Annotated in this window: 30 protein-coding genes and 1 riboswitch; of the genes, 24 read left to right on the top strand and 6 right to left on the bottom strand. The window is 42.8% G+C overall.

The features are described 5' to 3' along the window. Positions 1 to 76 precede the first annotated feature (76 nt). Positions 77 to 493, bottom strand: coding sequence for a helix-turn-helix domain-containing protein (locus ACVBIL_RS09610; protein WP_447166757.1), 417 nt, complete (start codon positions 491 to 493; stop codon positions 77 to 79). A 194-nt stretch (positions 494 to 687) separates the two neighbouring features. On the opposite strand from ACVBIL_RS09610, the gene hinT reads away from it, so the two are divergent. The 14 genes from hinT to ACVBIL_RS09680 all read left to right on the top strand — a co-directional run bounded on the left by hinT (position 688) and on the right by ACVBIL_RS09680 (position 12,186). Further along, positions 688 to 1,044, top strand: a complete 357-nt coding sequence (gene hinT, locus ACVBIL_RS09615) for a purine nucleoside phosphoramidase (RefSeq protein ID WP_447166758.1) — start codon at positions 688 to 690, stop codon at positions 1,042 to 1,044. Next, a complete protein-coding gene (locus ACVBIL_RS09620; RefSeq protein WP_447166759.1) occupies positions 1,041 to 1,544 on the top strand; it encodes a PaaI family thioesterase in 504 nt (167 codons plus the stop codon). Before hinT ends, ACVBIL_RS09620 begins: the two co-directional genes overlap by 4 nt. Next, positions 1,537 to 2,019 carry a PaaI family thioesterase gene (locus tag ACVBIL_RS09625; RefSeq protein ID WP_447166760.1) on the top strand — a complete coding sequence of 161 codons (483 nt, stop codon included), beginning with the start codon at positions 1,537 to 1,539 and terminating at the stop codon, positions 2,017 to 2,019. Before ACVBIL_RS09620 ends, ACVBIL_RS09625 begins: the two co-directional genes overlap by 8 nt. Before the next feature lie 55 nt (positions 2,020 to 2,074). Then, positions 2,075 to 2,464 carry a YcfL family protein gene (locus tag ACVBIL_RS09630; protein ID WP_447166761.1) on the top strand — a complete coding sequence of 130 codons (390 nt, stop codon included), beginning with the start codon at positions 2,075 to 2,077 and terminating at the stop codon, positions 2,462 to 2,464. A 139-nt stretch (positions 2,465 to 2,603) separates the two neighbouring features. Continuing rightward, positions 2,604 to 2,734: riboswitch (TPP riboswitch) on the top strand. A gap of 52 nt (positions 2,735 to 2,786) precedes the next feature. Beyond that, positions 2,787 to 4,925 (top strand): TonB-dependent receptor, encoded by a 2,139-nt coding sequence (locus ACVBIL_RS09635; RefSeq protein ID WP_447166762.1) that lies wholly within the window; start codon positions 2,787 to 2,789, stop codon positions 4,923 to 4,925. Between the two features lie 73 nt (positions 4,926 to 4,998). Beyond that, positions 4,999 to 5,259 carry a YkoF family thiamine/hydroxymethylpyrimidine-binding protein gene (locus tag ACVBIL_RS09640; protein WP_447166763.1) on the top strand — a complete coding sequence of 87 codons (261 nt, stop codon included), beginning with the start codon at positions 4,999 to 5,001 and terminating at the stop codon, positions 5,257 to 5,259. 118 nt (positions 5,260 to 5,377) lie between these two features. Next, positions 5,378 to 6,040: a nicotinamide riboside transporter PnuC gene (gene pnuC, locus ACVBIL_RS09645; RefSeq protein ID WP_447166764.1), complete on the top strand. Its 663-nt coding sequence runs from the start codon at positions 5,378 to 5,380 to the stop codon at positions 6,038 to 6,040. Then, complete coding sequence (locus ACVBIL_RS09650) at positions 6,041 to 7,219, top strand: phosphotransferase (protein WP_447166765.1); 1,179 nt, start codon at positions 6,041 to 6,043, stop codon at positions 7,217 to 7,219. A 225-nt stretch (positions 7,220 to 7,444) separates the two neighbouring features. Beyond that, positions 7,445 to 8,287, top strand: coding sequence for a DUF6279 family lipoprotein (locus tag ACVBIL_RS09655; protein ID WP_447166766.1), 843 nt, complete (start codon positions 7,445 to 7,447; stop codon positions 8,285 to 8,287). A 454-nt stretch (positions 8,288 to 8,741) separates the two neighbouring features. Then, entirely contained in the window at positions 8,742 to 9,335 is a 594-nt protein-coding gene (locus ACVBIL_RS09660; RefSeq protein ID WP_447166767.1) for an HvfX family Cu-binding RiPP maturation protein, read from the top strand. 227 nt (positions 9,336 to 9,562) lie between these two features. Further along, complete coding sequence (locus ACVBIL_RS09665; RefSeq protein ID WP_447166768.1) at positions 9,563 to 10,111, top strand: NAD(P)H nitroreductase; 549 nt, start codon at positions 9,563 to 9,565, stop codon at positions 10,109 to 10,111. Positions 10,112 to 10,220: 109 nt separating this feature from the next. Further along, on the top strand, positions 10,221 to 10,814 hold the full coding sequence (locus ACVBIL_RS09670) for a GNAT family N-acetyltransferase (RefSeq protein WP_447166769.1): 594 nt from the start codon (positions 10,221 to 10,223) through the stop codon (positions 10,812 to 10,814). Between the two features lie 124 nt (positions 10,815 to 10,938). After that, positions 10,939 to 11,343 (top strand): hypothetical protein, encoded by a 405-nt coding sequence (locus tag ACVBIL_RS09675; protein WP_447166770.1) that lies wholly within the window; start codon positions 10,939 to 10,941, stop codon positions 11,341 to 11,343. A 453-nt stretch (positions 11,344 to 11,796) separates the two neighbouring features. Continuing rightward, on the top strand, positions 11,797 to 12,186 hold the full coding sequence (locus ACVBIL_RS09680; protein ID WP_447166771.1) for a hypothetical protein: 390 nt from the start codon (positions 11,797 to 11,799) through the stop codon (positions 12,184 to 12,186). An 8-nt stretch (positions 12,187 to 12,194) separates the two neighbouring features. Here the strand turns inward: ACVBIL_RS09680 and ACVBIL_RS09685 are convergent, their stop codons facing one another. After that, on the bottom strand, positions 12,195 to 12,353 hold the full coding sequence (locus tag ACVBIL_RS09685) for a DUF7661 family protein (protein WP_447166772.1): 159 nt from the start codon (positions 12,351 to 12,353) through the stop codon (positions 12,195 to 12,197). A gap of 683 nt (positions 12,354 to 13,036) precedes the next feature. Between ACVBIL_RS09685 and ACVBIL_RS09690 the strand changes: the two genes are divergently transcribed. The 10 genes from ACVBIL_RS09690 (at position 13,037) to ACVBIL_RS09735 (ending at position 24,143) form a co-directional block, all read left to right on the top strand. Then, a complete protein-coding gene (locus ACVBIL_RS09690) occupies positions 13,037 to 13,747 on the top strand; it encodes an ABC transporter ATP-binding protein (RefSeq protein ID WP_447166773.1) in 711 nt (236 codons plus the stop codon). After that, the gene (locus ACVBIL_RS09695) at positions 13,737 to 14,927 is read left to right on the top strand and encodes an HlyD family secretion protein (protein ID WP_447166774.1); all 1,191 of its coding nucleotides are present in this window, start codon (positions 13,737 to 13,739) and stop codon (positions 14,925 to 14,927) included. The genes ACVBIL_RS09690 and ACVBIL_RS09695 overlap by 11 nt, the downstream gene beginning before the upstream one ends. Then, positions 14,924 to 16,090 carry an efflux RND transporter periplasmic adaptor subunit gene (locus tag ACVBIL_RS09700; RefSeq protein WP_447166775.1) on the top strand — a complete coding sequence of 389 codons (1,167 nt, stop codon included), beginning with the start codon at positions 14,924 to 14,926 and terminating at the stop codon, positions 16,088 to 16,090. The genes ACVBIL_RS09695 and ACVBIL_RS09700 overlap by 4 nt, the downstream gene beginning before the upstream one ends. A gap of 68 nt (positions 16,091 to 16,158) precedes the next feature. Further along, positions 16,159 to 17,328 carry an efflux RND transporter periplasmic adaptor subunit gene (locus tag ACVBIL_RS09705; protein ID WP_447166803.1) on the top strand — a complete coding sequence of 390 codons (1,170 nt, stop codon included), beginning with the start codon at positions 16,159 to 16,161 and terminating at the stop codon, positions 17,326 to 17,328. Between the two features lie 50 nt (positions 17,329 to 17,378). Beyond that, the gene (locus ACVBIL_RS09710) at positions 17,379 to 18,638 is read left to right on the top strand and encodes an ABC transporter permease (protein ID WP_447166804.1); all 1,260 of its coding nucleotides are present in this window, start codon (positions 17,379 to 17,381) and stop codon (positions 18,636 to 18,638) included. 345 nt (positions 18,639 to 18,983) lie between these two features. Continuing rightward, the gene (locus ACVBIL_RS09715; RefSeq protein ID WP_447166776.1) at positions 18,984 to 19,661 is read left to right on the top strand and encodes a potassium channel family protein; all 678 of its coding nucleotides are present in this window, start codon (positions 18,984 to 18,986) and stop codon (positions 19,659 to 19,661) included. A gap of 13 nt (positions 19,662 to 19,674) precedes the next feature. Further along, entirely contained in the window at positions 19,675 to 20,796 is a 1,122-nt protein-coding gene (locus tag ACVBIL_RS09720; protein WP_447166777.1) for an AI-2E family transporter, read from the top strand. A 495-nt stretch (positions 20,797 to 21,291) separates the two neighbouring features. After that, positions 21,292 to 22,353: a DUF2157 domain-containing protein gene (locus tag ACVBIL_RS09725; RefSeq protein ID WP_447166778.1), complete on the top strand. Its 1,062-nt coding sequence runs from the start codon at positions 21,292 to 21,294 to the stop codon at positions 22,351 to 22,353. Continuing rightward, positions 22,347 to 23,450, top strand: coding sequence for a DUF4401 domain-containing protein (locus ACVBIL_RS09730; RefSeq protein WP_447166779.1), 1,104 nt, complete (start codon positions 22,347 to 22,349; stop codon positions 23,448 to 23,450). Before ACVBIL_RS09725 ends, ACVBIL_RS09730 begins: the two co-directional genes overlap by 7 nt. 228 nt (positions 23,451 to 23,678) lie before the next feature. Next, positions 23,679 to 24,143, top strand: coding sequence for a GDYXXLXY domain-containing protein (locus ACVBIL_RS09735; RefSeq protein ID WP_447166780.1), 465 nt, complete (start codon positions 23,679 to 23,681; stop codon positions 24,141 to 24,143). A gap of 529 nt (positions 24,144 to 24,672) precedes the next feature. On the opposite strand, the gene ACVBIL_RS09740 is transcribed toward ACVBIL_RS09735, so the two are convergent. The 4 genes from ACVBIL_RS09740 to ACVBIL_RS09755 all read right to left on the bottom strand — a co-directional run bounded on the left by ACVBIL_RS09740 (position 24,673) and on the right by ACVBIL_RS09755 (position 26,322). Next, positions 24,673 to 25,080 carry a lysozyme inhibitor LprI family protein gene (locus tag ACVBIL_RS09740; RefSeq protein ID WP_447166781.1) on the bottom strand — a complete coding sequence of 136 codons (408 nt, stop codon included), beginning with the start codon at positions 25,078 to 25,080 and terminating at the stop codon, positions 24,673 to 24,675. Positions 25,081 to 25,177: 97 nt separating this feature from the next. After that, positions 25,178 to 25,699 carry a rod shape-determining protein MreB gene (locus tag ACVBIL_RS09745; protein WP_447166782.1) on the bottom strand — a complete coding sequence of 174 codons (522 nt, stop codon included), beginning with the start codon at positions 25,697 to 25,699 and terminating at the stop codon, positions 25,178 to 25,180. A gap of 78 nt (positions 25,700 to 25,777) precedes the next feature. Next, the gene (locus ACVBIL_RS09750) at positions 25,778 to 26,098 is read right to left on the bottom strand and encodes a YdbL family protein (RefSeq protein WP_447166783.1); all 321 of its coding nucleotides are present in this window, start codon (positions 26,096 to 26,098) and stop codon (positions 25,778 to 25,780) included. A 23-nt stretch (positions 26,099 to 26,121) separates the two neighbouring features. Next, complete coding sequence (locus ACVBIL_RS09755) at positions 26,122 to 26,322, bottom strand: YnbE family lipoprotein (protein WP_447166784.1); 201 nt, start codon at positions 26,320 to 26,322, stop codon at positions 26,122 to 26,124. Positions 26,323 to 26,409 lie beyond the last annotated feature (87 nt).

Here is a 26,409-nt window from a genome sequence, read left to right on the forward strand (position 1 = left end):
ACTGTTGCTAGATAAAGAGTCGGCGTTACTGACTCTTTTTAATAGTGTAAGCAGTGATGCAGGTTACCCAGAGAATCTAAGACTTAGTCATTTCACGTTCTTTATTTAAGAACTCAAATCCACTCTTTAAGAAACTTAAGCTTTCATCGTCTGGCAATAATCGAACTTGAGTCAGCATCAGGCGAAAGGCTGAATCAATCATTAACCTGTCAGATAGCTTTAAGTAGCTATATACCACAGGTCTGAGAACAACAGTGAAATCACCTGTTAACTCATCAAAACGTTTTTCTTCGATCGCCAGAGTATTATTGACGAGTTCGCGCATGCTGAGGGCTGCAAGAAGAGCATTTTTATCGCTGAATGACTGGTATTGGGCTGCACGCGAGTAACCCGCTTTTTTATGTACGTCAGACATATTTAAAGCAATCATGCCTTTTTCTTTAACTAACGCACTTGCAGCGTCAAGCAGTGCAGTTTCTTTTTCAGTAAGCATTGTTATATTCTCGAAAATATTTGTCTCATTAGAAGTGGTTATTTATTTAAAGTCAACCACCATGTATATACACATGTTTAAAGAGTGTACGGTGAGGCTTACATACTTGAATGATTTACATCGCTAATCGTCCATCGCCTTGTCTATTTTTTCGAGTATACTATGGCTAGTTATTTCCTTTTGAGGGCAGAAAAATGGCCGAAGAAACCATATTTAGCAAAATTATTCGACGTGAAATTCCAGCAGATATTTTATACCAAGATGATCTTGTTACTGCATTTAGAGATATCACACCCAAAGCACCGACACACGTGTTAATCATCCCTAATCACCTGATCCCAACTGCAAACGAGATTAAGGCCTCTGACGAGAAAGCCTTGGGCCGTATGATGTCGGTGGCGGCAAAGCTCGCTGAAGAGGCCGGTATTGCAGAAGATGGTTATCGTCTTATCATGAATTGTAACCAACACGGTGGCCAAGAAGTTTTCCACATTCATATGCATTTATTGGGTGGATGCCCACTCGGGCCAATGTTGAGCTTGAGTGAATGAGTTCAGGCAATGAGGACAACTCATTAACTGGGATGGCAAGTCGATTTGTCGAGCAGTTAACGCAATGCCGTAAGCTTAAATTGAAGGTGCTAGAAGGTAGCGGAAAGCATGTTCTGATCGAGCTTCCTTATGATCAACAACTCGTTGGCTACCCCGACACAGGGGTTATTCATGGTGGAGTGATCACAACATTAATGGATACCGCCAGTGGCTGTGCGGTTGTGTGTTCAATTTTTGATAAACATCGTTTACTTGAGATCTCGCCAACGCTAGATTTACGCGTAGATTATATGAAGCCAGCACAGCCCCATAAGCCAGTTTATGGGTTTGCCCAGTGTTATAAGTTGTCATCTAGCGTTGCCTTTACACGTGCTATTGCCTATCAAGATTCAATTGATGATCCTATTGCTCACGCCGTAGGCTCATTTATGCGTATTAGCCCTGAGATGGTCGGGGAAGAGTTTAGGCAGGCTTTAATGGGAGGCGATGAATATGCATGATGAATCGCAGCTATCAGTTGAGTTGTTGCCTGACACGACAAAGTTAGACGTCAAGAGCATAATAAAAAAAGCCACTGAGCTTAATGACTTTGGCCATCTTTTAGAGCACGTACCTTATGCAAAGTTTATTGGCATGGCGGTAGAGCGATTTGGTGATGAACTGGTTTTCAAATTACCGGCTAAAGATGACAACATAGGTAATCCAATTTTGCCTGCGTTACATGGCGGTGTGATCGCGGGGTTTATGGAAATGTCGGCGATTGTGCAATTGATGGTGTTTATGCAAACCACAAAAGTGCCAAAGGTCGTCGACTTTTCAATTGATTACCTAAGGGCGGGTTACCATAAAGACAGTTTCGCCGAGTGTAAAATCACACGGCAAGGCCGCCGAGTCGCCAATGTCAGCATTAATTGTTGGCAAACTAATCGTAAACATTTGATCGCGACCGCGAGAGCACATTTTTTGGTCGATTAATTTGACGATAGATTGTATAAACACAATAGACGTTGCCGCGAAGAAGGGGATAAATATGAGAAAGGTTTTATTAGGACTGTTTACTGCATTTGTCATCACGGCATGTGCTCCACATACTGCCGGTGTAATGGCTGGCTCAAATGGGGAAGTGCGAATCGATAGCAATAGCTTCGGTAAAGAGGTTCAAGTAAGCAATATCATGACTCTTCCAGAGGGTGGTTTTTTGCGTGGGACAGGCACTCTCGTCAGTCAGGTATCAACCGATCTCAGGCTGCAATATAAGTTCACTTGGTTTGATGTCAATGGCATGACAATCGATGATGAAGGCGTCAGTTGGAAAGCGGTTAAGTTACATGGTAAGCAGCATCTGCAGGTGAGCGCAGTTGCCCCTAATGCTAATGCAACACGATTTGAACTCTATGTTAGAAAAGCTTTTTCAAATTAATTAAGCGGAGCTTTGCTTAATTTCAAGCTCTGAAATCCTAAATAGTTAAAAAACGTCAGCTAAACTGACGTTTTTTTATGCATAAAGAAGCTGGTTTTTTAAGAAGTCTGTCATCAATTTGTAAATTTCATGTATAATCGCGCTCGCCAAGGGGTGTTAAAGTCTATAAATCGAAAGTTGGATTTACAGGTTTTGACTGAGATGTTGCAAAACGAACCCTTTGAACCTGATCCGGCTAATACCGGCGTAGGAATGGGCCACAATTCATTTTCCGATCGCTTCTTTACTGATGCCGGATCTCAAAATTTTACTTTGAGGTCCTATGTTAAGTCTTAAATCTTATTCGCCAATAGCCCTTGCGGTTATTGCTGCAATCTCGTCTTCTAATACTTTTGCAAACAACGATACTGTAACGGCTAATGATGATATCGAAGTCATGGTAGTGACATCTGATTTTCGTGGTTCACCATTAGAAAAAATGCCATCAAGTGTCACCGTTATCGATCAGCAACAAATTGAAGATGAAGGGGCGCAGCATTTTGAAGATATCCTAAATACTATCGCTAACTTTAACTGGTCTGGTGGTAGCTCTCGCCCTAAATACTTCCAAATTCGTGGTGTCGGTGAACAAGAAGAGTATCAGGGTGCACCCAACTCTTCGGTGGGCTTTGTCGTAGACGATATCGATCTATCAGGTTTGGGCATGGTCTCAAGCATGTATGACCTACAACAAGTCGAAGTGCTTCGTGGTCCACAAGGTACCCGCTATGGCGCGAATGCCTTGGCGGGTCTGATCTACCTTAAGAGTAATGATCCGACAGACGTTTTTGAGCACGGAGCTGAAGTCTCATTAGGTGACGATAACCTGCAAACCTTTAGTGGTTTTAGCTCTGGCCCGCTAACCGATTCAGGTAATTTACTTTACCGTGTCTCACTACAGCAGCATCAACAAGACGGTTATCGAGATAACCTCTATCTTGGTCGCAGTGATACCAATAATCGTGATGAATTTACAGGTCGCGCTAAATTGCGCTGGTACGCAACGGAAGATCTAGAAATAGATTTAACCTTGTTACATGCCAACTATGATAATGGCTATGATGCCTGGACGCTTGACAATAATGGCTTCGATACCCTAACCGACGCTCCCGGCGTTGATAAGCAGCGTACGACAGGTTCATCTGTTAAGTTTATTTACACAGGTTCTGAGAACGTTGTGCTGACATCATTGACCTCGTTAGCGCAATCTGATACTCGTCACAATTACGATGGTGACTGGGCAAACCCTGATTATTGGGCTGGCCGTGATTGCGGTGGTATCCCATGTGAGTACGAATATAACTGGGACAAAAAAGGTGAGCGAAAAACGTTGACCCAGGAATTTAGATTATCCTCTACTGAGTCAGGGCGCATTCTCGCTGACAGTACAGATTGGCTGATCGGTGTTTACGCCATGGACTTACAGGAAGATAACGACACCCTTGATAGTTATAATCAGTTATCCGCCGAGTATGAAGCACAAAACTATGCCGTATTTGGCCAGCTGGATTCAGATTTAGGTGCCAGTTATGCGCTCTCTGTAGGCTTGCGTGTTGAACGTCGAGATAGCGATTATAGCGATTCTGCTGGTGACCATTTTGGACCAAGTGAAACCATGTGGGGCGGTCATATCGCGTTAAGTAAAGCGTTAAGCGAGAACCATGAGTCATATATTCGTGTGGCACGTGGTTATAAAGCAGGTGGCTTTAATATGTCGCTTCCTGTGGAACTTGCAGATAAGAAAGAGTACGACACCGAGATTCTTTATAACTATGAAATCGGCTTAAAGTCGAGCTGGTTAGACGGACAAGCGACCACTAATCTTGCCGTTTTTTATATGGATAGACAAGATCAGCAAGTGGCAGCATCGCAGCAGTCAACGGTTCCGGGAGAAGAGGGCAACTTCATTCTATTTACCGAAAACGCTGGTAGCTCGCATAATTACGGTGCCGAGCTAGAGGGTAATTGGTATGCCACAGATAACTTGAATCTATACGGTAGCCTTGGCTGGTTAGAAACCGCTTATGGTGATTATCAATATGAAGATAAGTATGGCGCCTTAGTCGATCTTTCAGGCCGAGAGCTTGCGCATTCGCCCAACTATACTTTTAGTATTGGTGCCACCTATCGTAGCGACAATGGCTGGTTTGCAAACCTCAATACCAGCGGTAAGAGTGATTTCTACTATTCAGACAGCAATGAATCTAAATCAGATGCTTACCAAACGGTAAACACAAAAGTGGGTTATGAGGCCGATATCTGGTCTGTTTACCTGTGGGGACGTAACCTATTTGATGAAAAATACGGCGTTCGTGGCTTCTACTTTGGTAATGAGCCTGATTTAGACTGGGAAGATAAGCAATATATACGCTATGGTGATCCACGCCAAATAGGGGTCACACTTAACGTTAAGTTTTTGTAATTAAACAGTATTACCTTAATTAATCAAATTAACACTATTATTGTGCCGTTAAAGTAACGGCAGAGGTCAAAATATGAAATTAACAGCAGAGATCAGTTGCTACCCACTACAAGATAACTACTTAGATCCGATTAAGTGGTTTATCGCCCGGGTTGATTCGTACGACAACATCCAGCGAGTCACCAATGCTATGGCCACGCAGGTGGTTGGTGAATATAGCGACGTTATGTCGATGCTTGCTATCGAAATGCAGGCCGCCCACGAGAAATGGGGCAAAGCCGTTTTCGTGTGTAAGTTTATTGGTGGTGAGCTAAATTTAAGTCACAGCGAATAATTTAACCTGATAGCAGAGTCACAGAGTTGCCTCTGCTATTTTGTGACCATTTTACATTAACTTTCTATGATAACGATTTAGGGCAAGCGCTTTTTGTACTAAATATAAGGCCCTGTATATGTCTGACTTTTGGCTAGTGTTAGTCAATAATTTTACTGCCGCTTTTAGTGAAGCAGAAGCCTTAACGGCTTGGGAGGCGGTAGCGGTATTACTGGCTTTGGCTTATCTTATATTTGCCATGAAAGGCAGCATTTGGTGTTGGGCTGCTGCGTTTATCAGCACAGCGATTTATACGGTGCTGTTTTGGAAAGTCTCCTTGTTGATGGAGTCGGTGCTCAATATCTACTACATGGCCATGGCGGTTTATGGTTATTGGATGTGGACTCGAGGAGGTAACAAGCATGATGGAGTAAATATTGTGTCGTGGCGACTTTCAACCCATCTCAAGCTTATCGGCATCACAACATTAATTGCACTGGCGATTGGTCATTTCATGGCGACTCAAACTCAAGCCGCTTTTCCTTACTTAGATGCAGCAACGACCTGTTTTGCGGTCATGACAACGTATTTAGTCGCCAAGAAGGTGCTCGAAAATTGGATTTATTGGTTTATCATTGATGCGGTTTCTATTTATCTGTACGTCAGTAAAGGCCTGATGTTGACTGCCGGTTTATTTATACTGTATCTAGGCATGGTGGTGTTTGGTTATTACATGTGGCGCAGTAAAATGAAAAGCCAGCAAACCACGACAAATATAGACTTAACGGTTGGTGCAGCGTAAATGTCTCACGCTAAAATTGAGTCGATGACCGAGCCTAAATCTGAGCCTAAAGCTGAGGCTAAGGCTGAGATTGAAGCCGATATTAAATCTGACGTTGCTCCTCAAACTTTAGTGCAGAGTTTAGCCTCTTATCTTGAGCAATCAGGGCTGACAAAAGTCAGCCTGATAGCGCCTTTAACCCAAGGTTTAAGCAATCAAAATTACTACATTCGCGGTTTACACCCAAGTAAAGCGGGTGAAGCAGAATGGGTGTTAAGACTCAATAGCTGGGCAAGTTCGCAGATCTGTAATCGAGACGATGAAGTGGCAAATTGGCAACTGGCAAACCAGGGCAATCTAGCACCCAGTATGGTCTATGTTAGCCCTGATAATAGCTTCTATTTGAGTGAGTTTTTTTCACAAAATGAGCAACACTGCTGGAATGACCTTATTAGCGCAAACGGCTCTCAACCCATTACAACTACCCACAATCTCTGGCCTGAAGCCGAGAAGAAACTGCTTGAATTATTAAACGGCTTAACACAATTACCGCCGCCAACGAATGTCATGAGTATAGATAATCAGTGGCAACAATATCTTAAGCGCTTAACTGAAATGCATCAGCAGTTGAATCGTTCGCAGATGAGTTTAGCTAGCGGCCTCAATACAGCTAACAAAACAGCAGAACAGGGTAGAGCTGATGTTGCTTTACTAAAGCGTTGGCAACATATTTATCATCAACTCATTGCTAAGTCTGAGGGGGTGGACGAGATGCTGCATCGTTTAGCAGGCTGCTTATTGAACCTGCAATTTAGTCATCGAGATCTTAATCCCAACAATATCTTAGTCGTCGACGATAAGCTTAAATGTATCGACTTTGAATACGCTTGTCGCTCTCATCCTTTATGTGATCTCGCGGCAGTGATTGCAAGTCACTCTCTGTCGTCTCAGCAGCGGCATTGGCTGATTAGCAATTACTTACTTGGACATCCAAATCTAAATAACTATGCAAAAGATGCGGTCGTCTCTGCGGTGGACCTTTACTGGGTATTTGCTGTGTGCTGGGCGTTACAAATGGCGTTCGATCATCTCGTTAAAGATGGCTGTATGGTTAGTTTACAAGTAAGCGGTACATCAAGCGTGGTTGAAGACTACTTAAATTGTGCAGAGCAATATCACGAGTTAATTGCCAGCTGTTAACTATCGCGAGCCTATCCAGAACGATTTCCTTTCTCTATTCTCTCTATTCTCTTTGCAAAAAGCACTCTATAACGGCGGCTACTATGTAAAAGACCCTGTAACGCTAGGTTTCAAGACTACCGGGCTAATGAGTTTAACATTTTGTAATCGCGCGAATTCCTGCCTATGTTCTATGCTAGTTTAGAGTCGCAAATTATCGCAAATTATCGCAATTAGAGGTGAACAATGAATAAAGTCTGGCTATGGGCTCTGCTTATTCTCTCTCTAGCGGGGTGCTCAACTAAAATGGGATATTACTTTTTAGATTGGGCAATCGAGTGGAAACTCGACGAATATGTCACCCTAAACGATTTGCAACAGACACAGTTTGATGCTGCACTTAACGGCTTTTTGATATGGCACCGCAAAGAGGAACTCGTTCGCTATGAACAGCAGCTGTCCCAATTATCAACAGCAATTAATGATAACTCATTAACGCCTACCTTATGGGCTAATCATGTTCAGCAGGCAAAAAACCATTGGTCGCGTGTTTTTGAATTTATAAAACCGTCACTTGTTCCCATTATTAGCTCTTTTAGTGACGAGCAAGTCAAGCAGGTTATTGCTCAGCTTAGGCTCGATGAGAAAGAGTTGAATCAGAAGTACTTAGGTAAAGATCAACAAGCATTAATTGCAATGGCCGACAAGCGTACGAATAAACGTATAAAAAAATGGTTAGGCAGGCTAACTGAACAGCAGAAGTACACAATACATGAATATAATCTGGGGCGAGCCTCTACTTTAGATATGTGGCTTGAGTATCGTCATGAATGGATCCGCTTGTTTCAACAGGCGCTGAAGAATCGGCATAACCAAGCGGCATTGTCTCACAGTCTCACGGTTTTGATGACTCAACCTGACAGCCTAAAATCGGATACTTATAAAGCTTCATTAGATGCCAATACCGAAAAGTTTGGCGCTATGCTGATCTCGCTTAATCAGCAAGCTACTGATAAGCAAAAGCGCCATTTTCAAAAAAAATTAGCTGCACTACAAGAAGATCTTATAGAGCTTAGTCGAGATGGTTAATTATATACCCAAGCTACTTCAAGATGCTCGTTTCAGCGAGAATTAATTGGCTGCTAATCAAGGCGCAGATTTGTAAGCATAGTCGCTCTACGTTAAAAATCGTCAACGCAGAGTAGAAGCCAATAAAACTCGCCCTTCGGGAGTGACTCAGCGTATCTACTTCTGTGTCAAATAAGTTTAAAAGGGAATGCCATTCCAGCACTCATTTTCCTTGAATTAAACACGCTGAGATCACTCTGAATCCTGCATCTTGAGGTAACTTGGGTATAGAAGAGTGGTTTATTTTTCATTTTCATGAAAGATAGTGTCAGCAGCTAAGGTCTTTATAGCTAAATAAATGATCAAATCAAAAATCTATCGTTTTTAACATTTACGCACTTTTCCTCATCGGTGACCACACGTGTAGTAGGGAAGATGCAGGACGCTTTGGTGGTTAATTTATAGAGGGAACAATATGCAACTCGTTAAATTTTATCAAAAACTATTGGACTTACTTAAATATGGCGAAGGGATTGCTCCGCTAGCGCTACGTTTATATTTGGCGCCTGTTTTGATGCAAGCGGGATACAACAAACTATCCAATTTTAGTGACACAGCGGCTTGGTTTGGTAATCCGGATTGGGGATTAGGCCTACCTTTCCCTGAGGTGATGGTTGCTTTAGCCGCTGGCACAGAGTTTTTTGGTGGCGCATTACTGGTTATAGGTTTTGCTACTCGTCTGATCTCGATTCCGTTAGCCTTTACCATGCTCGTCGCGGCCTTTAGTGTTCATATCCATAATGGTTGGTTAGCGATTGCCGATGCAAGCTCTTGGTTGGCCAATGAGAACGTATTGGCTTCAGCTGAAAAGCTACAACGAGCAAAAGAGATTCTACAAGCCAATGGCGACTACGAATGGCTGACGAGCTCAGGTAATTTCGTTATTTTGAATAACGGAATTGAATTCGCTATCACCTACTTATTGATGTTGTTAGCCTTGGTGTTTATGGGCGGAGGGCGATATACGAGCCTTGATTATTACATTGCCAAGCGTAATGGTTTGGCTTGAGGCTGTTAAAGCTTCAGGTAAATCGATGAAGCTTTGCTCCGCATTTAAAGCATTTTCCGGAATGAATAAACGGTTTAACGGTTAAATCCCACTAAATAGGTGGGATTTTGTGTGTGTGCTTGATACTCTCAATACCTGTTCGTAGATAATTTATGCTAATTTTAAGCGGTAAGTAAATATTTAAGTTAGTATGATTATTTATAAAAATAGTTATTAAGGACAATCAGTTGGACGCATTAGAATTATTATTAACTCGACAATCTACCCCAAGACTGACAACCCCAGCACCGACGCAGCAGCAATTGCAGCATATTCTCGATGCAGCGACCCGAGCACCAGATCATGCAGGTCTTACACCCTGGGAATTTATTATTGCTGAAGGGGATGGCTTAGCACGCTTAGGTGATATTTTCGTTGCTGCGCTTAAAGCAAAAGGCGCCGATAGTGACTTTATCGCTAAAGCTAAAAATATGCCTCTTAGAGCTCCAATGGTGATAACCGTTGTTGCTAAAGTGACGGCACACGCCAAGGTTCCTGAGTTTGAACAGCATTTATCCGCCGGTTGTGCAGTAATGGCTATGCAGCAAGCCGCTTTTGCTCAAGGCTTAGGAGGAATTTGGCGAACGGGTGAACTGGCGTTTGACGCTAATGTGCATCACTCTCTGGGGCTTAATGAAAACGATCAAATTGTCGGTTTTCTCTATCTAGGAACCCCAATGCTGGACGCCCCAACAAAAGCGCTAAAAGATGGAATGAGCTTCGCGCGTTATTTGTAAGTCTTTTGCTGGTAAGTGGTTGGTAGCTTGAAGCAATTTCATTCATAGCTCGCTTAAAATATGCTCGCCAACGTGCTAGCTTAGAACAATAAAAAGACAGGAGGTTGTTGTGAACGCAGACGTTAAAGAAACCAGTTTGGTTGGTGAATATGTTGTCCTAGAACCATTAACGATGGAGCATCAAGCAGCGTTAAGTATCGCGGTCGCAGATGGAAATTTATGGGAACTTTGGTTTACTGATACTCCACACCCTGATGATATGAAAGCTTATATCACATCAGCGTTAGAAGCAGAGCAACGTGGTGCGGCGTTAGCCTTTGTCGTTCGTTGTCGTCACTCTGGTGAAGTGGTTGGTTGTACTCGTATTTGTAATTGGCAACAACAACACCGTCGACTTGAGGTGGGTTACACCTGGTATGCAAAAAGTGCGCAGCGCACGGCGGTTAATACCGAAACAAAATTACTCCTGCTGACTTATGCCTTTGAGACACTGGACGTGATGGCGGTAGAGTTTAGGACTCATGTGCAAAACCAAGCGTCACGCGAGGCTATTTGTAGGCTAGGTGCTAATCAAGACGGAATTTTACGTAATCATCAGATTTTGGAAAATGCTACGATTAGAGACACAGTAGTGTATTCAATCATTGATACTGAATGGCCTAAAGTTAAACAGGGCTTAAAAGATAAGTTGTTTAATCATTAAATGTAACTTAAAAAAGATAATGAGTTTTTTAGCTATACGCTTGATATTTAACATGGTCTAAAGTAGAACTAAATAAGATACAGTCAATGCAGTGATTGGATAATAAATAAAAGGAATACTTTCGATGTTTGCAAAGATTAACCTCGCAATATTTGTGCTTAGTGCTAGTACATTGTCTTTTAACAGTTTTGCAGGAGAAGCTGAAGAGGCGTTTGTTAGCGAACTTGCCGATTGTGCTGCCTATTATCATATTGCTTCTGATGCCATATCCGAGATGAATTCACCTCAGATGGCAGCAGTGGTTGACCGTTTAACGGTCTCGGGTGAACAAGCTAAGCAACTCGCTCAACAATTTAAAACACAAGACCAAGTGTCAGCGGCAATAACCGCGGCGGCCGAAAAGCATAGAGCCTCAATGCCAAATGCGAAAAGCTTAGGCCCACTAATGGGCAAATATAAAGAAACCTGCAAGAGCATTTTAGCTGAGCCAGAGAAACGTCTTGATTATTGGACTATGGTGACCATGTAATTTGTGTTTACGCCTACGCTCATTTTGGACCTGAGTTCGATTATTCGCTTAGGAGATAGCTTGTAGGAGATGGTTTGTAAGAGACTGTTTGCCGGTGACAGTTTGCCGGTTATGTCGAGAATCTCGGAAGCAGTAGGGAAGGCATGATACTCACTTGGTATTAGTATCAGGTATTAGTACCAGCTATTTGTAGCAAGTATTTGTATTAGCAGATCAGCATTCGCGAAATACTACTGGGCTTAAATGGAGCCGCTAAATTACGTTTAGTTGCTCTTTTGAGACTGTCACTAACTTTGTTTAATCGTGCGTATTTATTGCAACAATACCTGTTAACGTCCTGTCTATTATCCTATTAACGGTTTATGAAGCATTTAGCTGCTAGGTCACTATCTACAAGTATTCGTATTCGTGGTGCTGTGGAGTCATGGGTTTGTTTAGTCATAGGAGTCTTTTGTGAATGTCTATCTTCTGATTGCAGGGGTTGTTGCTACCATGACGACTGTCGGTCATTTTACTTACGGCTTGAAACATTTTTTACAGCCTACGCTGGCTGCCGACTTTGATCCTATTGCTAAAGCTGCCATGCATGGTGTATTTCATTATGTTTCAGTTTTTTTACTCTTGTCCAGTGCAGTTCTGCTCGCGTGTTCGCTTGAGGCCATCTCATACATGCACAGTTTTGGTATGTTGATTTTTATTGCGCTTAACTTCGGTTTGTTTGCGATATGGCAAATCTATATCGGTTTTATGGGGGATCTAGAATCGCCATTTAAGCATTTATTCCAATGGGTCTTTTTTATAGCTATTGCCGTCTTTACCTTAGCAGGGGCAGTTCTCGGATAACTAAATTGTTAACTCAGCCTAACGACTTTTGGATGCTTATCAGAGGCAGACTCATGAAAAATGTCATCTAAGTAAGTCCCAAGCTCATTGTCGGCGAAATCGGTTGGAATGACGATGTCATAGACCCTTACACGAATGCCTGTTCCTGATTCAATAAATAGGTGCATTCTTGCTCTTTTTTTATCACTGACATTAACTTGCCGAATACGTCTAACCTAAGAATCATTATTGGCATCTCCTTGTGCGATCACACGTTTGTTTGGTCTGTTATATTTCAAAATATTAGCGGCGCGAACGGTAATGATTAAGAACATCCAATTTCTGGTCATCACAGAGATAGGCCTAAGCTCACTTGGGCGAAGTGGTAAGCAGGCAGTCAAAAAAAGTTTATTGAACTCATGCTAAATACTCGGCGGAGTATGGCAAGCGGACCTTTGTTTAGTTTATTTAGTTTGGCTTAATAAGCGAGGGCGATAGTGGAAACTCGTAGCAGACATATTGTCCATCTCAATTTTTGTGTATCCTTGCATTCAGTTATGAACTTGCGTAAATTGTATAAAGTATTTCAAATGGATTGGAATGACTGAAGCAAGGAAGAAAAATGCAGCTTAATCAAAACCCACCAGTTTTTAACATCACTCGATGTCCATTCCTCTCTAAACGACTGATTTAATAAAACCTCGTCGAACAATTTGTAAAAAATGCTGTCGGATAATTAATTACTTTGTAATGCCTATAAAATGCGATTATTTACAGTTTTTTGCAGTCCAACTTATCAGAGAATAGTCACTTATCTGTATGATAGAGCGGTATCTATGATTGTTATTAACCCATGCCACATGAGCACGTTATGATAAAAGTTAATCAATTAGCTAAAGAATATCCCATGGGAGAGAGTTGCGTTAAAGCACTCAATGGGGTGAGCTTTTCTATCGCAAGAAATGAGTTTGTTGCGATTATGGGACCTTCAGGGTCTGGTAAATCAACTTTAATGAATATTATTGGTTGTCTCGATAAGCCGACCTCTGGAAGCTATAGCCTGAATGAGCAAGAAGTTGCAGAGTTAGATGATGATGCATTGTCGGCGGTACGGAATAAAGAGATTGGTTTTGTGTTTCAAAGTTTTCATTTGTTACCCCGCTTATCTGCCTTGCAAAATGTGTTGCTGCCACTGCGTTTCTCTGATGAAGCGGCGCAAGATACAGATCATGCCCATGAACTGCTTAAGCGAGTTGGCTTAGGGGCGAGGCACGAACATAGACCTAACCAGTTATCGGGTGGCCAAAGACAACGTGTGGCCATTGCACGCTCTTTAGTGAATCGACCCGCCATCTTATTAGCCGATGAGCCCACTGGCGCGTTGGACAGCAAAACCTCAGTAGAGATCATGGCGCTGTTTACAGAGCTACATCAAGCAGGGCAAACCATCATTTTAGTGACTCACGAAGAAGAGGTTGCGGCGTATGCTCAGCGCATTATTCGTATGCGTGATGGCGATATTATCGAAATTGAAAATCGAGGTGAAAATCGAGGTGAAAATCGAGGTGAAAATGCAGCTTAATGGGGTTAATTATTCCTTCGCGAATGGTTTCACTAACGGCGTCAATAAGGCTTTTGTTCGTCGTGATGCTTTTATTGCTGTGACCAAGCAGCGGACTCATTTGACTAATTTGACTATGTTTACGTTGATGTCAGTGTCGCTTGCGATGTTAATCAGTGCAGGAGTCCAAGCAAATGTGAGTGCCGATGTTAATACAGTGGCCCGCGATATAGTGAGCACTGTGAACACAGCGGACTCAGAAGTTTCAAAGGCGGCGTTAACGATACACAAAGCGGAATTAATACCGCTATTGCTGACTGGCCAAGTCGCTTCTGTGGTGTCTCAACCTTTTATCGTGCCTAAGGCCGGTGACTCCTGGCGCTATCAAATTCAATGGATGATGCCAGAAGGCAGCTTGGCAGAGCCGGGTCAGGTGGTGGTTATTTTTGATAAAAGTGAAATCGATAACCGCATTGAACAGCTAGAAGGCAGCTTGTTACGAGTCACTGCCCAAGAGCAGAGCCAATCAATAGAGTTAACTGCGCAGTTGTTACAGGCTGAGTTCGATCTTAAGCAAGCTAAGCTCGAATTAGAAAAGGCGCAATTAGATGCAGCGATTCCAGTAGACTTTATTGCCGCTAAAGATTATGCCGATAATCAATTTAATAAGTTAAAAGCAGAATCGGAACTTTCAAAGAAACACCAGGTATTGTCTGAGGTTCAGGATAAGCGTACGGCGTCTTTATCTCAGCTAGCGATTGATAAAAAGCGCGCAGAACTTGAGTTGTCACAAGCATTATCGGGTCTTGAACAACTGGAACTTCGTGCCGATATTGCAGGTCCAGTACTTTATGGTCGTGACCCTTGGTCGGATAAAAAGTATTCGGTAGGTGATAACGCGCAAATAGGCAGACAAGTGGCCAATATTCCAGCGTTAAATGAGCTAGAAGTCATTGCTTGGGTGAATGAGGTCGATGTGGATCGTGTCGTTATCGGCGAACCCGTGCGTCTAAGGCTTGATTCTCAATCAAGTGTAACACTCAATGGCAGCATTGAAGATATTAGCCGTCAAGCTCGAAGACAGGCAGCTTGGGGTAACAGTAACTGGTTTAAATTGTCGATTAAGTTTGACCGTGATGAACGTGTAGAAATTATTCCTGGTATGAGCGTGTTAATTGAAACGGGAGTGACCTCTTCATGAGAAAAAAACTAATCAGTACGTTAATGCTCACTGCCTCGCTTATGGGCTGTAGTCAAAACGTGGTGACAAGCGCACAGTCTGGACTGTTAGACCAGCAAATTGAGGTAACAGGTGAGCTTGTTTCTGCCAATACAGTTAACTTAAAGCCGCCTGCGCTGCGTCGAGTCTGGCAGTATCAGGTAAAAATGTTGGCACCAGAGGGCAGTGAAGTGAAGAAGGGCGATAGAGTCGCTCAGCTTGATACGTCAACCTTAACGCAAAGGCTGTCGGTAAAATCGGCAGAGCTTGCCACTACGGTTCAAGATATTGAAACGTCAAAATTGCGTAATGCTAAAAAGCTAGAAGAGCTAAAGCTTCAACTGGCAGAAGCCAAAATGACTCAAGAAAAGAGTCAACTCAAGGTCGATATTTCTGATGAGACCGTTTCGGTTATCGATCAACAAAAATACTTAAGAGACGCGGTAATTGCTAACGCTCGGCTGGAATTGATTAATCGGAAAATCCAGCTTGAAATAGACAGTGCAAAACAGCGAATGAAGATGTTAGCGGGCGATCAGCAGAAGTTTTCCGCAGAAGTCGCCGCGCTTGAAAAAGGGATTAAGTCGTTAACCTTAATCGCCCCACGAGATGGCATGGTGGTATATGGCAATGATCAACAAGGAAATAAAGTGGCTGAAGGTCAAAATATTTTTTCTGGAGATTCAGTGTTAAGTATTCCTGACTTGCGCCACATGCAGGTCAACATGACTATTCCTGAAGTTGAAGCGGGGCGAGTTAAAGTCGGTCAAGTGTTAAAAATACGACTCGACGCCAACCCTGAAAAAAGCTTTGACGGAAAAATTACCGAATTAGGTGCGGTGTTTAGAATTAAAAATCAAGACGTTCCATTGGTTGTTTTTGATGCCGTTGCCAGTATAGAAGATGCAGATACCGCCATGATGCGTCCGGGAATGACGGCTAAAATAAGCATAGATATCGCCAATAAATCACCGCAGTTGCTACTTTCTTTAGACGCAGTACATTACGAACGAGGTAAGGCCTACGTATTAAAGCCTAGTTTGTTTAGTGACGCGAAGCAATATGTCGTTCTAGGTGCAATGGGTAAAGAGCAAGTTGCGATTACCTCAGGTTTGAATGAGGGAGAGGAGGTGTTATTACCATGATAAATATTAATGCTGTAAGTCAATCGCGCCATGGCATTCCTGCATTGAGTGCACTCATAGCCACGGTTATGCTGGTCATGACGGGTTGCAGTGATGCCTCTAGCAATGGGGTACTTACTGTTGATGTTAAACGGTCAGAATTTAAAGTTGATATCCCTGCCATCGGTGAATTAGAGGCCAGTAACTCGACTACCGTTAATGTACCCACAGGCCTACGTGGGCCACAATCACTTGCTTGGATAATCGATAACTTTAGTTTTGTTAAAACCGGTGAAGTGGTTGCCAGAATGGATGGAACTCGAGAGCGTTTTCGTCTAGAAATGGAAGTGTTAGATTATGACCGCTTAGGGTTTGATAGCCAGATCCAAACCCAAAAAGATAACACTATCGATAAAAGCTTAACGACCGACACTAGGCTTACGGCACAAGAGCAGGATTTAGCCGATCGCTTCTATAGTGAAGATGAGCGAGTTTATACCAAAATCGATATTATTGATCAGATGCGCAATCAAGATTATCTAGAAGCAAAAATGGATTTTTACGATTGGGGTCTAAGTCAGCATGGGTCTCAAGCCCAAGCTGAGCAAGAGCTAATCAAGTTAAAGCAAAAAGGTCATAAGAGTAAAATGAATCGTTACTCCAACAACTTAAAGCAGATGGAGATAGTTGCGCCTCATGACGGTTTGTTTGTTGCTCAGCCTGGATGGAACGGTGCATTACCCGTAGCTGGCGATATGATGTGGTCGGGAATGACGATAGGATTGTTGCCAGATACCTCCAAGATGCAGGCGAAGTTGTATGTTCTTGAATCTGAAGCGCTAGGATTGGCCATAGGTAAACCTGTGACACTCTATTTGGATGCTTATCCCGAGTTGGCATTAGTCGGTAGCTTGACGCAACTTGACGCATTAGCAAAAGCCAAAGAGCAAGATAGCCCAGTTAATTACTTTCAAGTTACTGTCACTCTCGATAAAACCTTAGTCGAGATCATGCAGCCTGGGCGCCAAGTTAACGCTATGGTGCACGCGTTAGATCTTAAAGATGTGATAACAGTGCCAAACCAAGCCCTATTTCAAAAATCTGGTGAGTATTGGGTTTACCTTAAAACGTCAGCAGGGTTTACTAAGCAAAACGTCACACTGGGGAATCGTAGCCTAAATCGCACCGTTATCACGGAAGGCTTAAAGCAGGGCGATACGATAGCGTTAACGGCACCGCCGAAAAGGAATCGAGTATGACGATTAATAGAGCCGCGGTGGACCTGACTAAACCGCTTAAAAAAAATAACATGAAAAAATCATCCGTTCCTCTCGCGGTTTATTGGGAAGGAGTGAAACAAGCTTTTGATGAAATGCGGCATCACAAACTACGGACATCGTTAACCTTACTCGGGATGATTTTTGGTGTCGGTGCTGTGATAGCCATGCTTAGTGTTGGTGAAGGCGCCGAGCGAGAAGCGCTGAAAATGATTGAGTCTATGGGCGTTAAAAACTTAGTGGTAAATGCGCGTAATGCTGAAGGCGAAGCACTTAAATCTGTACGAGAGCATAGCATTGGCCTCAGCCTTAGAGATATTGAAAGTGCTCGTGATACGCTGCCGTTTGTTGAAAACTGGAGCGCAGAAAAGAACGTTAAAGTATTTAGCCTCTTCAGTTTAAAAGGGCGCAGTGATGCGCGAGTTATGGGCGTAACACCAAGTTATTTTGACTTGAGCTCTTTGCCGCTAGGAGAGGGCAGAACGCTTAATGAAAACGATGAAGCCTACTATCAACAAGTCGCGGTATTAGGGCCTGAAGCGGCGCGAAGCTTGTTCCCCCAAGGCAAAGCGATTAACAGCTTAGTTAAAGTAAACCACCAGTGGTTTACTGTTGTAGGGGTGTTGTCAGAAAAAGAGGGCAGTAAGTCGAGCATTCAAGGTGTTAAGTTGGGCGGTGAGCGTAATCAGGTGTTTATCCCTTTAACGACCGCGCTTAAAAAAATGCAGTTTAAGAGTCTAGAGAATGAGCTCGATGCCTTTAAGTTGGCGTTGGCAGATGGAATCGAGCCGTCTTTAGCCGCTAAAAGTTTGCAGCATCTATTAAATAGGCGACATGGCGGAGAGAAAGATTTTGATGTGGTGGTGCCAGCAGATTTGCTTGCCCAACATCAAAAAACGCAGCAGATTTTTAATATTGTCATGGCATGCGTAGCGGGAATTTCCCTACTGGTGGGCGGCATTGGCATTATGAATATTATGCTAGCAACTATCTTAGAGCGCACCGGTGAAATTGGTCTGCTACGCGCATTAGGGGCTAAACGTAAAGATATTGCTCGCCAGTTTTTGATTGAAAGTATCGCGATATCAGCGACTGGCGGCATTATCGGCATCGGTGTCGGTTTATTGCTGGCTTTGGTTATTTCGTCGGCGGCAGGCTGGCCGGTTGCATGGTCACCCTTTGCCATATTGTTAGCTCTTGGCGTATGTATGACCATAGGTGTCGGCTTTGGTTTATACCCCGCCAACAAGGCCGCTAAGTTGGACCCCATCGTGGCGCTGCAACGAGATTAAGCCTGCTCTTTTCAATATCTCTATCGATATTTTTGTCTAAACATAATCCGCGATTTTTATTGCGGATTATTTTTTCATACTATCTCTTTAATGACAGTGTTGCTTTAGTGATACAGACTGTTAACTACGACGGTTAACTACGACTGTTAACTACGACTGTTGCCTCGCGACATTGGATAGAGCGGGTTGTTAAAAAACAAAGGTTGCGATGGCAAAATCTTTGCAAAGATGTAAAAAACAATCTGCATTGGAAGATAAACTAAGCTATTGTATTAGAAGCATTAGCGAAACGAGTTTATTCATTTTACGCAGCCGATAAATGATAATTACCAAGGACTTGCCAGTTTGATCCAAAAAAAAATAACTAAACTAAATAACTTTTACTATATGACAGCGGCATTAGTGGTCTTGCTGCTAAGTGCTTCTTTAGTCAAATCTGTGGCGGGTGGCATGTTGGAGTCCTTATTAGAAGGGATTATCGCCGTGACATTTTTAGTGTGTGTGGTGAGTCTAGGAGTTGATAAAAGTTGGAAGCGTTTTATGCAAGGGCTGATTGTGGTTTGGCTTATCTCTGCGATAGTTAAACGCTTTACGGCAATTCCGCATATAGATTTGTTTATGCTTGGTCTGATGTTCGCTTTTTTCTGGGGAACCTTCAGCTCTATCGCAAAACAAATCCTTTTTTCTGGGTCAGTTAATGGCAATAAGGTCGTTGGCTCTATCGCGCTTTTTTTGTTGTTAGGTTTGATGTGGGCCTTAGTATATCTATTGATCTTAGCATTATCACCTAAGGCATTTTCAGGTATAGAGTACAGTGTCTGGGGAGAGAATTTCTCTCAGATGGCTTACTTTAGTTTTGTAACATTGACGACATTAGGCTATGGCGATATCAGTCCCAATACGCCTTTTGCTCAGGTCGCGGTCTATTTGGAGGCGATTGCCGGTGTGTTTTATATGGCGATTGTCGTTGCTAGTTTGGTGAGTGCAGGATTGGCTCAAAAGGAAACCTCACAGGAAGATTAATATGGAAAACCCAATGCAACATAGTCAAAGTAAATTATTCATCAATAATATGATGGAATCGGCCATTAGAATAGGTTTGCTGTTTATCTTAGTTGTTTGGACCTTTGATATTATCAAGCCGTTTGTTATTCCAGTGCTCTGGGGCGCGATTATCGCCGTTGCATTAATGCCGATGACAGAAAAACTTGAGCGAGCGTTAAAAGGTCGCAGAGGACTTGCTGCCAGCATATTGGCACTAGCAGGCATTGTCTTACTTATCGCACCATTTTGGATTGTCTCAAGCTCTATTTTTGAAGGTGTTTCACACTTAATTACAGTGTTGCAATCAGGTGAGGTAGACATTCCTGGCCCGACTCAGAAAGTGGCAGATATCCCACTTATCGGCGATAAGCTTTATGATATTTGGGCATTATTTGCGACAAACTTGGAAAAGGCGGTGCTGCATTTTTTACCGCAAATCAAAACTGGCGTTAGCGCCGCTGCGGGAATGTTAGGTAGCAGCCTAGGTTCTTTAGTTATGTTTATTATTTCACTGGCTATTGCCGGTGGATTTATGGCTCATGCTGAAAAGTCTGCTGAGGCGGTGAGTACTGTGGCTGTAAAAGTCGTTGGTAAGTATGGCGAAGAGTGGACGACTTTAATCGCGGCAACTATTCGCAGTGTGTTACTCGGTGTGGTTGGTGTGGCCTTTATTCAGAGTATCTTGATTGGTTCTGCGTTGTTTACTTTTAGTATCCCTGCAGCAGGTATATTTACCCTTGCTGTGTTTATTTTAGGTATTGCCCAGCTTCCGCCACTCTTGGTTGTGCTACCGCTTATTTTTTATGTGTTTTCTACGCATGACACAACTCCTGCGACCATCTTTACTGTGTGGGTATTAATCGCAGGTATTTCTGATAGTTTCTTAAAGCCAATGCTGATGGGGCGGGGAGTCGATGTACCCATGCCCGTTATTCTCATTGGTGCTATTGGCGGTATGATCGCCGCAGGCATAATCGGTTTGTTTTTAGGGGCGGTTATTTTGGCTATTTGGTATGAGTTATTTATGACGTGGTTGAAAACGGAAGAGGAGCTGGTGACCCTGTCACAAGCCGCTAATGAGGCACCGCCTACTCATGACGGTGCGGATGATTAATCCCCATTTTATGCCAATTGCTTTCGGGATAATTTATTAAGAGTTATCACTCGTTAAATTAGCTAAGAAAAGGTGCCTTAAGTGCACTAATGCCGTTCACTTAAGGACGTTACTCAGAGAAAATTTGATGACTTAGAAAGATAAGAATGGACCACTGAGGACACGAAGAGCACGAAGAGCACGCAGAAAAGCTCCCCCTAGCTTTTTCTTTTCTTCGTGTCCTCTGTGTAGCAAACGAAGTGAGCGCTTCGTGGTTTAGAGTTTTAAAGCAAAGAACCCAGTTTGTGCTGGGTTCTTATTTTTTTGTTTATTAATCAGGTTTGGGCTTAACTTACCAACATTAGCCGTAGTGCCCCCTTTTTATTTGGGACATGACTTAACTTGTGTTATCTGTAAGTGTCTGTTAAATATTGGCTTGTTGGCTGAAATTAATCGATATGACAAGTATTAAGTCAGTCTGTAACAGCGTGAAACAAACCATTAGGGAATCAATGCGTGAACAATCTTAAATCTGCGGTATGGCGCTGGTTTGAACAAAAGGAAATAACAAAAGATGAACTTGGAGCAGCCTTATCGTTAGCGTGTGAAGGTAAAAGTAATCATCCGAGTAAAGCACAGTGGTATACGTTGAGTGAAGTATTACTCACGTGGCTTGCAATGCTGCTTTTAGGGGCTGGAGTTATCTTTTTTGTAGCAGCCAATTGGCAAAGTATGAGTAAAATGGCGCGCTTTGCCATGGTCGAAAGTGCTCTCATCGGCTCTTTGCTCTCTTATGTTGTCATACGATTACAAGCCATTAAACGTGGCGATTTACATGGCTTTGGTTATACCACTGCCAACGCCATATTGTTGGTTGCGGCGATAATTATGGGTAGCCTGCTAGCTCTGGTTGGGCAAACTTACCAAACAGGCGCTGATCCTTGGCAACTTTTTGCGCTTTGGGCTCTGTTTACATTGCCTCTTGCTTGGGTTGCTGGTGCTGAGTTGCTATGGCTGCTATTTGGCCTCTTGGTTAATGTAGCGTTGCTTCTTTACTACCAAACCTTTCCCGGCATGTTTGCTCATTTATTCCTGTATGACTTAGCACTAGAGGCTCTGCTGGTGTTAAATCTACTGCTGCATGTTTGTAGCTTATTACTAAGCGGTCAGCTCGGTCTATTAGCTCAAAGGGCTGTGCAGCTACGTCGACGATATCAAACTCCCATTTTTCAGCAACTAACAATATTAATCAGCATAACGCTGGTTACGGTATTAGCCATAGAAAGCCTATTTGATTGGCATAGCGGATTTTGGCTCTTTGTTTATGCCCTATTTATAGTGGCGGGGTTTTATATTTATAACGTGCTACTTAAAGATATATTTGTCTTAGCAGTCGGCGGCTTTAGTCTTGTTGCTGTCATTAATAGTTTACTTATCCGTATCGTGCTGGAGGGCAATGAGCCTATTGGCCTATTATTGCTGCTGGGTCTGAGTATTATTGGTTCAACAACTGCCGTGACGTTGTGGTTAAAGCAACGTCATAAAGCGTTTAGCCTTGAGGGGCGCTCGTCATGTTAGATCTCTTGTTTACAGAACGATTTTCGCCTAAAAATGGAGTGACAGAGAGTGAGCTTTGGTCTGTATTAGTTGAGAAAAATCTAGTTGCTCAAAAAGCGTTGCCTGTGTCTGCGACATCAACCCCTTGGTATATTCAATTTATGCAGTCGATTGCGGCCTGGGTTGCGTCGTTATTTATTCTGGCATTTACCATCAGCTTTTTCAGTTTGTTTTTTGATGATCTTGATACGTTATTCGCCACCCTTGTGGGGTTGCTGTATAGCGGTGTCGCTATTTACATATATCGGGCTGCTCCCAAACAACTGTTTTTAAACCAGATGGCCCTTGCCTTGAGTCTGTGTGGATTACTGTCTCTAGGATATGGAATGACTGGCTGGTTTGTGGATGATTTTGGCGCGAGTTGGTTTTTAGGTTTTGGGGCCGTATTACTGCTAAATTGGTTTTTAGTTGAGCACTATAGTCACCAATATATTATGAGTTTTGGCATGCTTGCTTGTTTTATAGGGCTTGGCTATGAGTTGCATCTGCTCGAATTGATGCCGGTGATTATCAGCATTATGTTTGTGACGCTTTGGCTCACACATGCTAAAACGGCGCAGCATTTTGCCAGAATGAGCGCTCTTGGTTATATGCTTGGGCTTTGGTTAGTGTTGATCCAATTACCATTACTGGCTAGTCAAACCTCGTTGGCGTTGCAAGATGACGTTCGGTTAATCGCCAGTTGGTCAAATCCTCTTGCAGTGATGGTTACGCTTATTCTTGCGGTTGTATTGATTATCAATATTTGCCGTTCTTTATCGGTATCACCCTCGAGTAAACAAGGTGTTATAGCGATTATAGCTATGGTAGTACTTGCGATATCGGCCATTGCTATGACAGGGTTATTGAGCGCGGTATTGATTTTGATTGTCGGCTTCTATGTTGGCGAAAGGCGACTCTTTGCCTTAGGGGGAATTGGAATATTGAGTTTTATTGCTTGGTACTATTACAGCCTTCAAGCCACGTTGCTGGATAAATCTATTTGGTTATTGGCACTGGGCTTAGTATTGCTACTGGCTAAGTTACTCATGGCTAAGATACTCATCGCTAAGTACTAGGGCTAAGTACTAGGGCTAAGTACTAGGGCTAAGTACTAGGGCTAAGTACTAGGGCAATGTAGCAGGCGATAACCAAGGCTAATGCAACATGCGATACAGACTGCAGTGAAATAGTCGATGACATGAGAGGGCGCGGTGACAAACAACACAATAAAAAATAATCAACAAAGCAATCAACCTAATACTCAAAAAAGCAGCAAGCGACCCTTAAGCGTTTATGTGGTTATAGTGACAGTTTTAGCGTTTATTGGCCTTATTAATTGGGATATCTACCAAAAAGAGCTGCATTTAGAGCTGGGGGAGGTAGTGCGTTTGCAGCTTGCGCCCGTTGATCCTCGCTCACTCATACAGGGCGACTATATGGCGCTGAACTATGCTATTGCCGCCAAGCTTAACGTGCTTACTGATAGGGAGTCGAGTAGTGGTCTGTTACAAGTAAAACTCGATAAAAATCAAGTGGCACAATTAGTGTCAGTCGATAAGGAAGGCAAATCATCGACAGAGAATAGCCAACTCATCGATATTCAATATCGCGTACGCAACCATCACATTAAGTTTGCGAGTAATGCTTACTTTTTCGAAGAGGGCAAAGCGAGCAGGTTTGAAGCGGCTAAATATGGGCAGTTTAGGGTGAATGAAAACGGCGCGCTACTGCTAGAGTCCATGCTGGATAAAGACTTCAAACCGCTTTAGTCTGCCGTTTTGCTGTTATATAGGCTTAACTAATAGCGTGATTTTAAGCCGCTCATTTGCATTTACCAAGCATGATAGCGGCTCGCATGGAGATAAGTTAACCTCTTGTTGCCCGTTAAAAGCCTCCCCATTGAGGCGGCACTTAATCTGACATTTAAGATTAAGCAGGCTGGAAGTGGTAGGCGCTGAATTTCTGGAGCTAGAGCTTTTGGAGCTAGAGCTTAATCTATCTGAGTCTAGAAAAGCGCTGTCAACCGTAATAGAGGCATTGTCGGTAATCAGCGTTTGCGTTTCCTCGACGTAGAAGCAACGGTTTTGGGCGATGAGCACCTGTCCATCACCCTCTAAAGTGATATCAAGTAAGACTCGTACACGACTCGATAAATCGAATTTTTTTTGTTTGTCACGATTAATCGAACTGATATAAAAACCGCCCAGTGGACTACTCATATGTTAAGACCCTATCTACGATTAAACTCAGGCTAAAAATTTTAGACATATTGACCCCGAACGACACAATATTTGGTGATTACATTTTGGGTTCGGGCAGTACCGCCGGCGTGCTATCCACATAAGTGAGAAAGTTGCCCCAGACCTCATGTGTACGCTGTCTAGTCAGTTTAGTTTTACATGAAATCGTCATTACGCCTCGAATGGTACCGTCACGCCACTGGGTATATATCGAATCGCAATGTGACTGTAAATATTGTTGCCAATCGACTTGAGCGAGTTTAATCGCGCTGACCAGTTCAGGATCGTAGCTCTTGTGCTGGTATATTTTGGCAAGATAGGTTTGCAACTCAATGTTAGCTGCATCTAAGGTCTGCGCTGCACACTGGTTTAGCGCTATAGTCGAATAAGCGTTCTGGCAATCAAGCTCCTTTGCCAGTGATGCGTTAGAAAATAAAGCTAAAGCTAAAAGGCCGTACTTTTTCATAAAAATCTCATTTTTATTGTTGAAGAGCCAATACAAGTTGGCTGTTAACTTTATTATTCGAGTCGTTAGTTGAAGGAAGATGGATTACCGAGACACTTTAGTTGGTTGATAAGGCTGCCAAAGCTAAACTTTGTTCTTGTTTACTAATATCGTTGAAATTAATTGTCGCAGCTTCTAATGGAACTTTACCTTGGTGAACTGCAACATCTCGGGCTCCAGCGCCTAAAGCCATCTCTCGAAATGCCCTAATTTCTATCATGGTTAACCCACCCTCCGTTTTTTCCATTGGATGGATAATGATGGTAGGCGCGGGGGGAATGAATTTCTTGCCAACCATTTGTTTCATTATTTCTTTAAGCAAACGCTCAGCAACAAAAAAATCACTCAGTAGTGCTCTGGGGTGGGAAAATGGGTTTAACGGATTAATATACGCCTTGTTGCCAAAAGCGGTTATGGCTTTGATGCCATTTATACCCGTTTCAACTTGTAATAGAGGCTTTTCATCAAAGACATTATTGGTTTCGATATCGATAACCCGAATACGGTTTTCCCATATCTGGACATACAAAGTAGAGCCAAATTTATTGATCAAACTACGGAGCATCGCTTTCTTTTCCATTATCATTATCATTAATGCACTGCTGAAGCTATTTTACCTAATGGCCGCAAAATAACTGCGGCCAACTCGCGATAAAAATTACTTTTTAACCCATTTTCCTGAGCTGTTTTGAATATAATGACCGGTTTTTGTGGCTTCAATGGCTTTCTCTGCGGCAAGTTTAGCCACATCACTAACTGAGATATTGTTCTGCTTCGCTATTTTCTCATAGTATGATTTTCGCTTTGCATTGACTTCGCTTGCGACAGCATTTGCCGCAGAAGAGCTTTTCACGACACCCAAGTAGCCATTAAGCTGTTCACCAACGAGACCTTGGACTTTGGCATCTTGCAGTGAAATAGCAAAGGCATTAAAGCTCAGTAATAGGCTTGTAAAAAGTACAAGTAATTTTGACTTCATCATGTTCCCCTTTATTGCTTTGCTTAAAACAGTTCGTCATTGGTAAGAAGCTGATCTAACTGTTTATCGACTTTGATTTTAATTTCGTGCTCAATCTTCACATTTAGATTAATCACAATCGGTTTATCTGGTGGTTCAATCTTAACCGTTGGGGTACAACCAACTAAAGCATAGAGCGCGAGCATCACGCTTAAAAATACTTTTGGATTATGCAATATTTTCATTGGCTTATCCTTTACTTAACAAGTTAGCTTATCTTGAGGTTCTAATCGGCTTTCAGTGGTGCCAGCAAAAGAGTCGTCGATGATCTT

The sequence above is a fragment of the Shewanella sp. 125m-7 genome, from assembly GCF_052977045.1.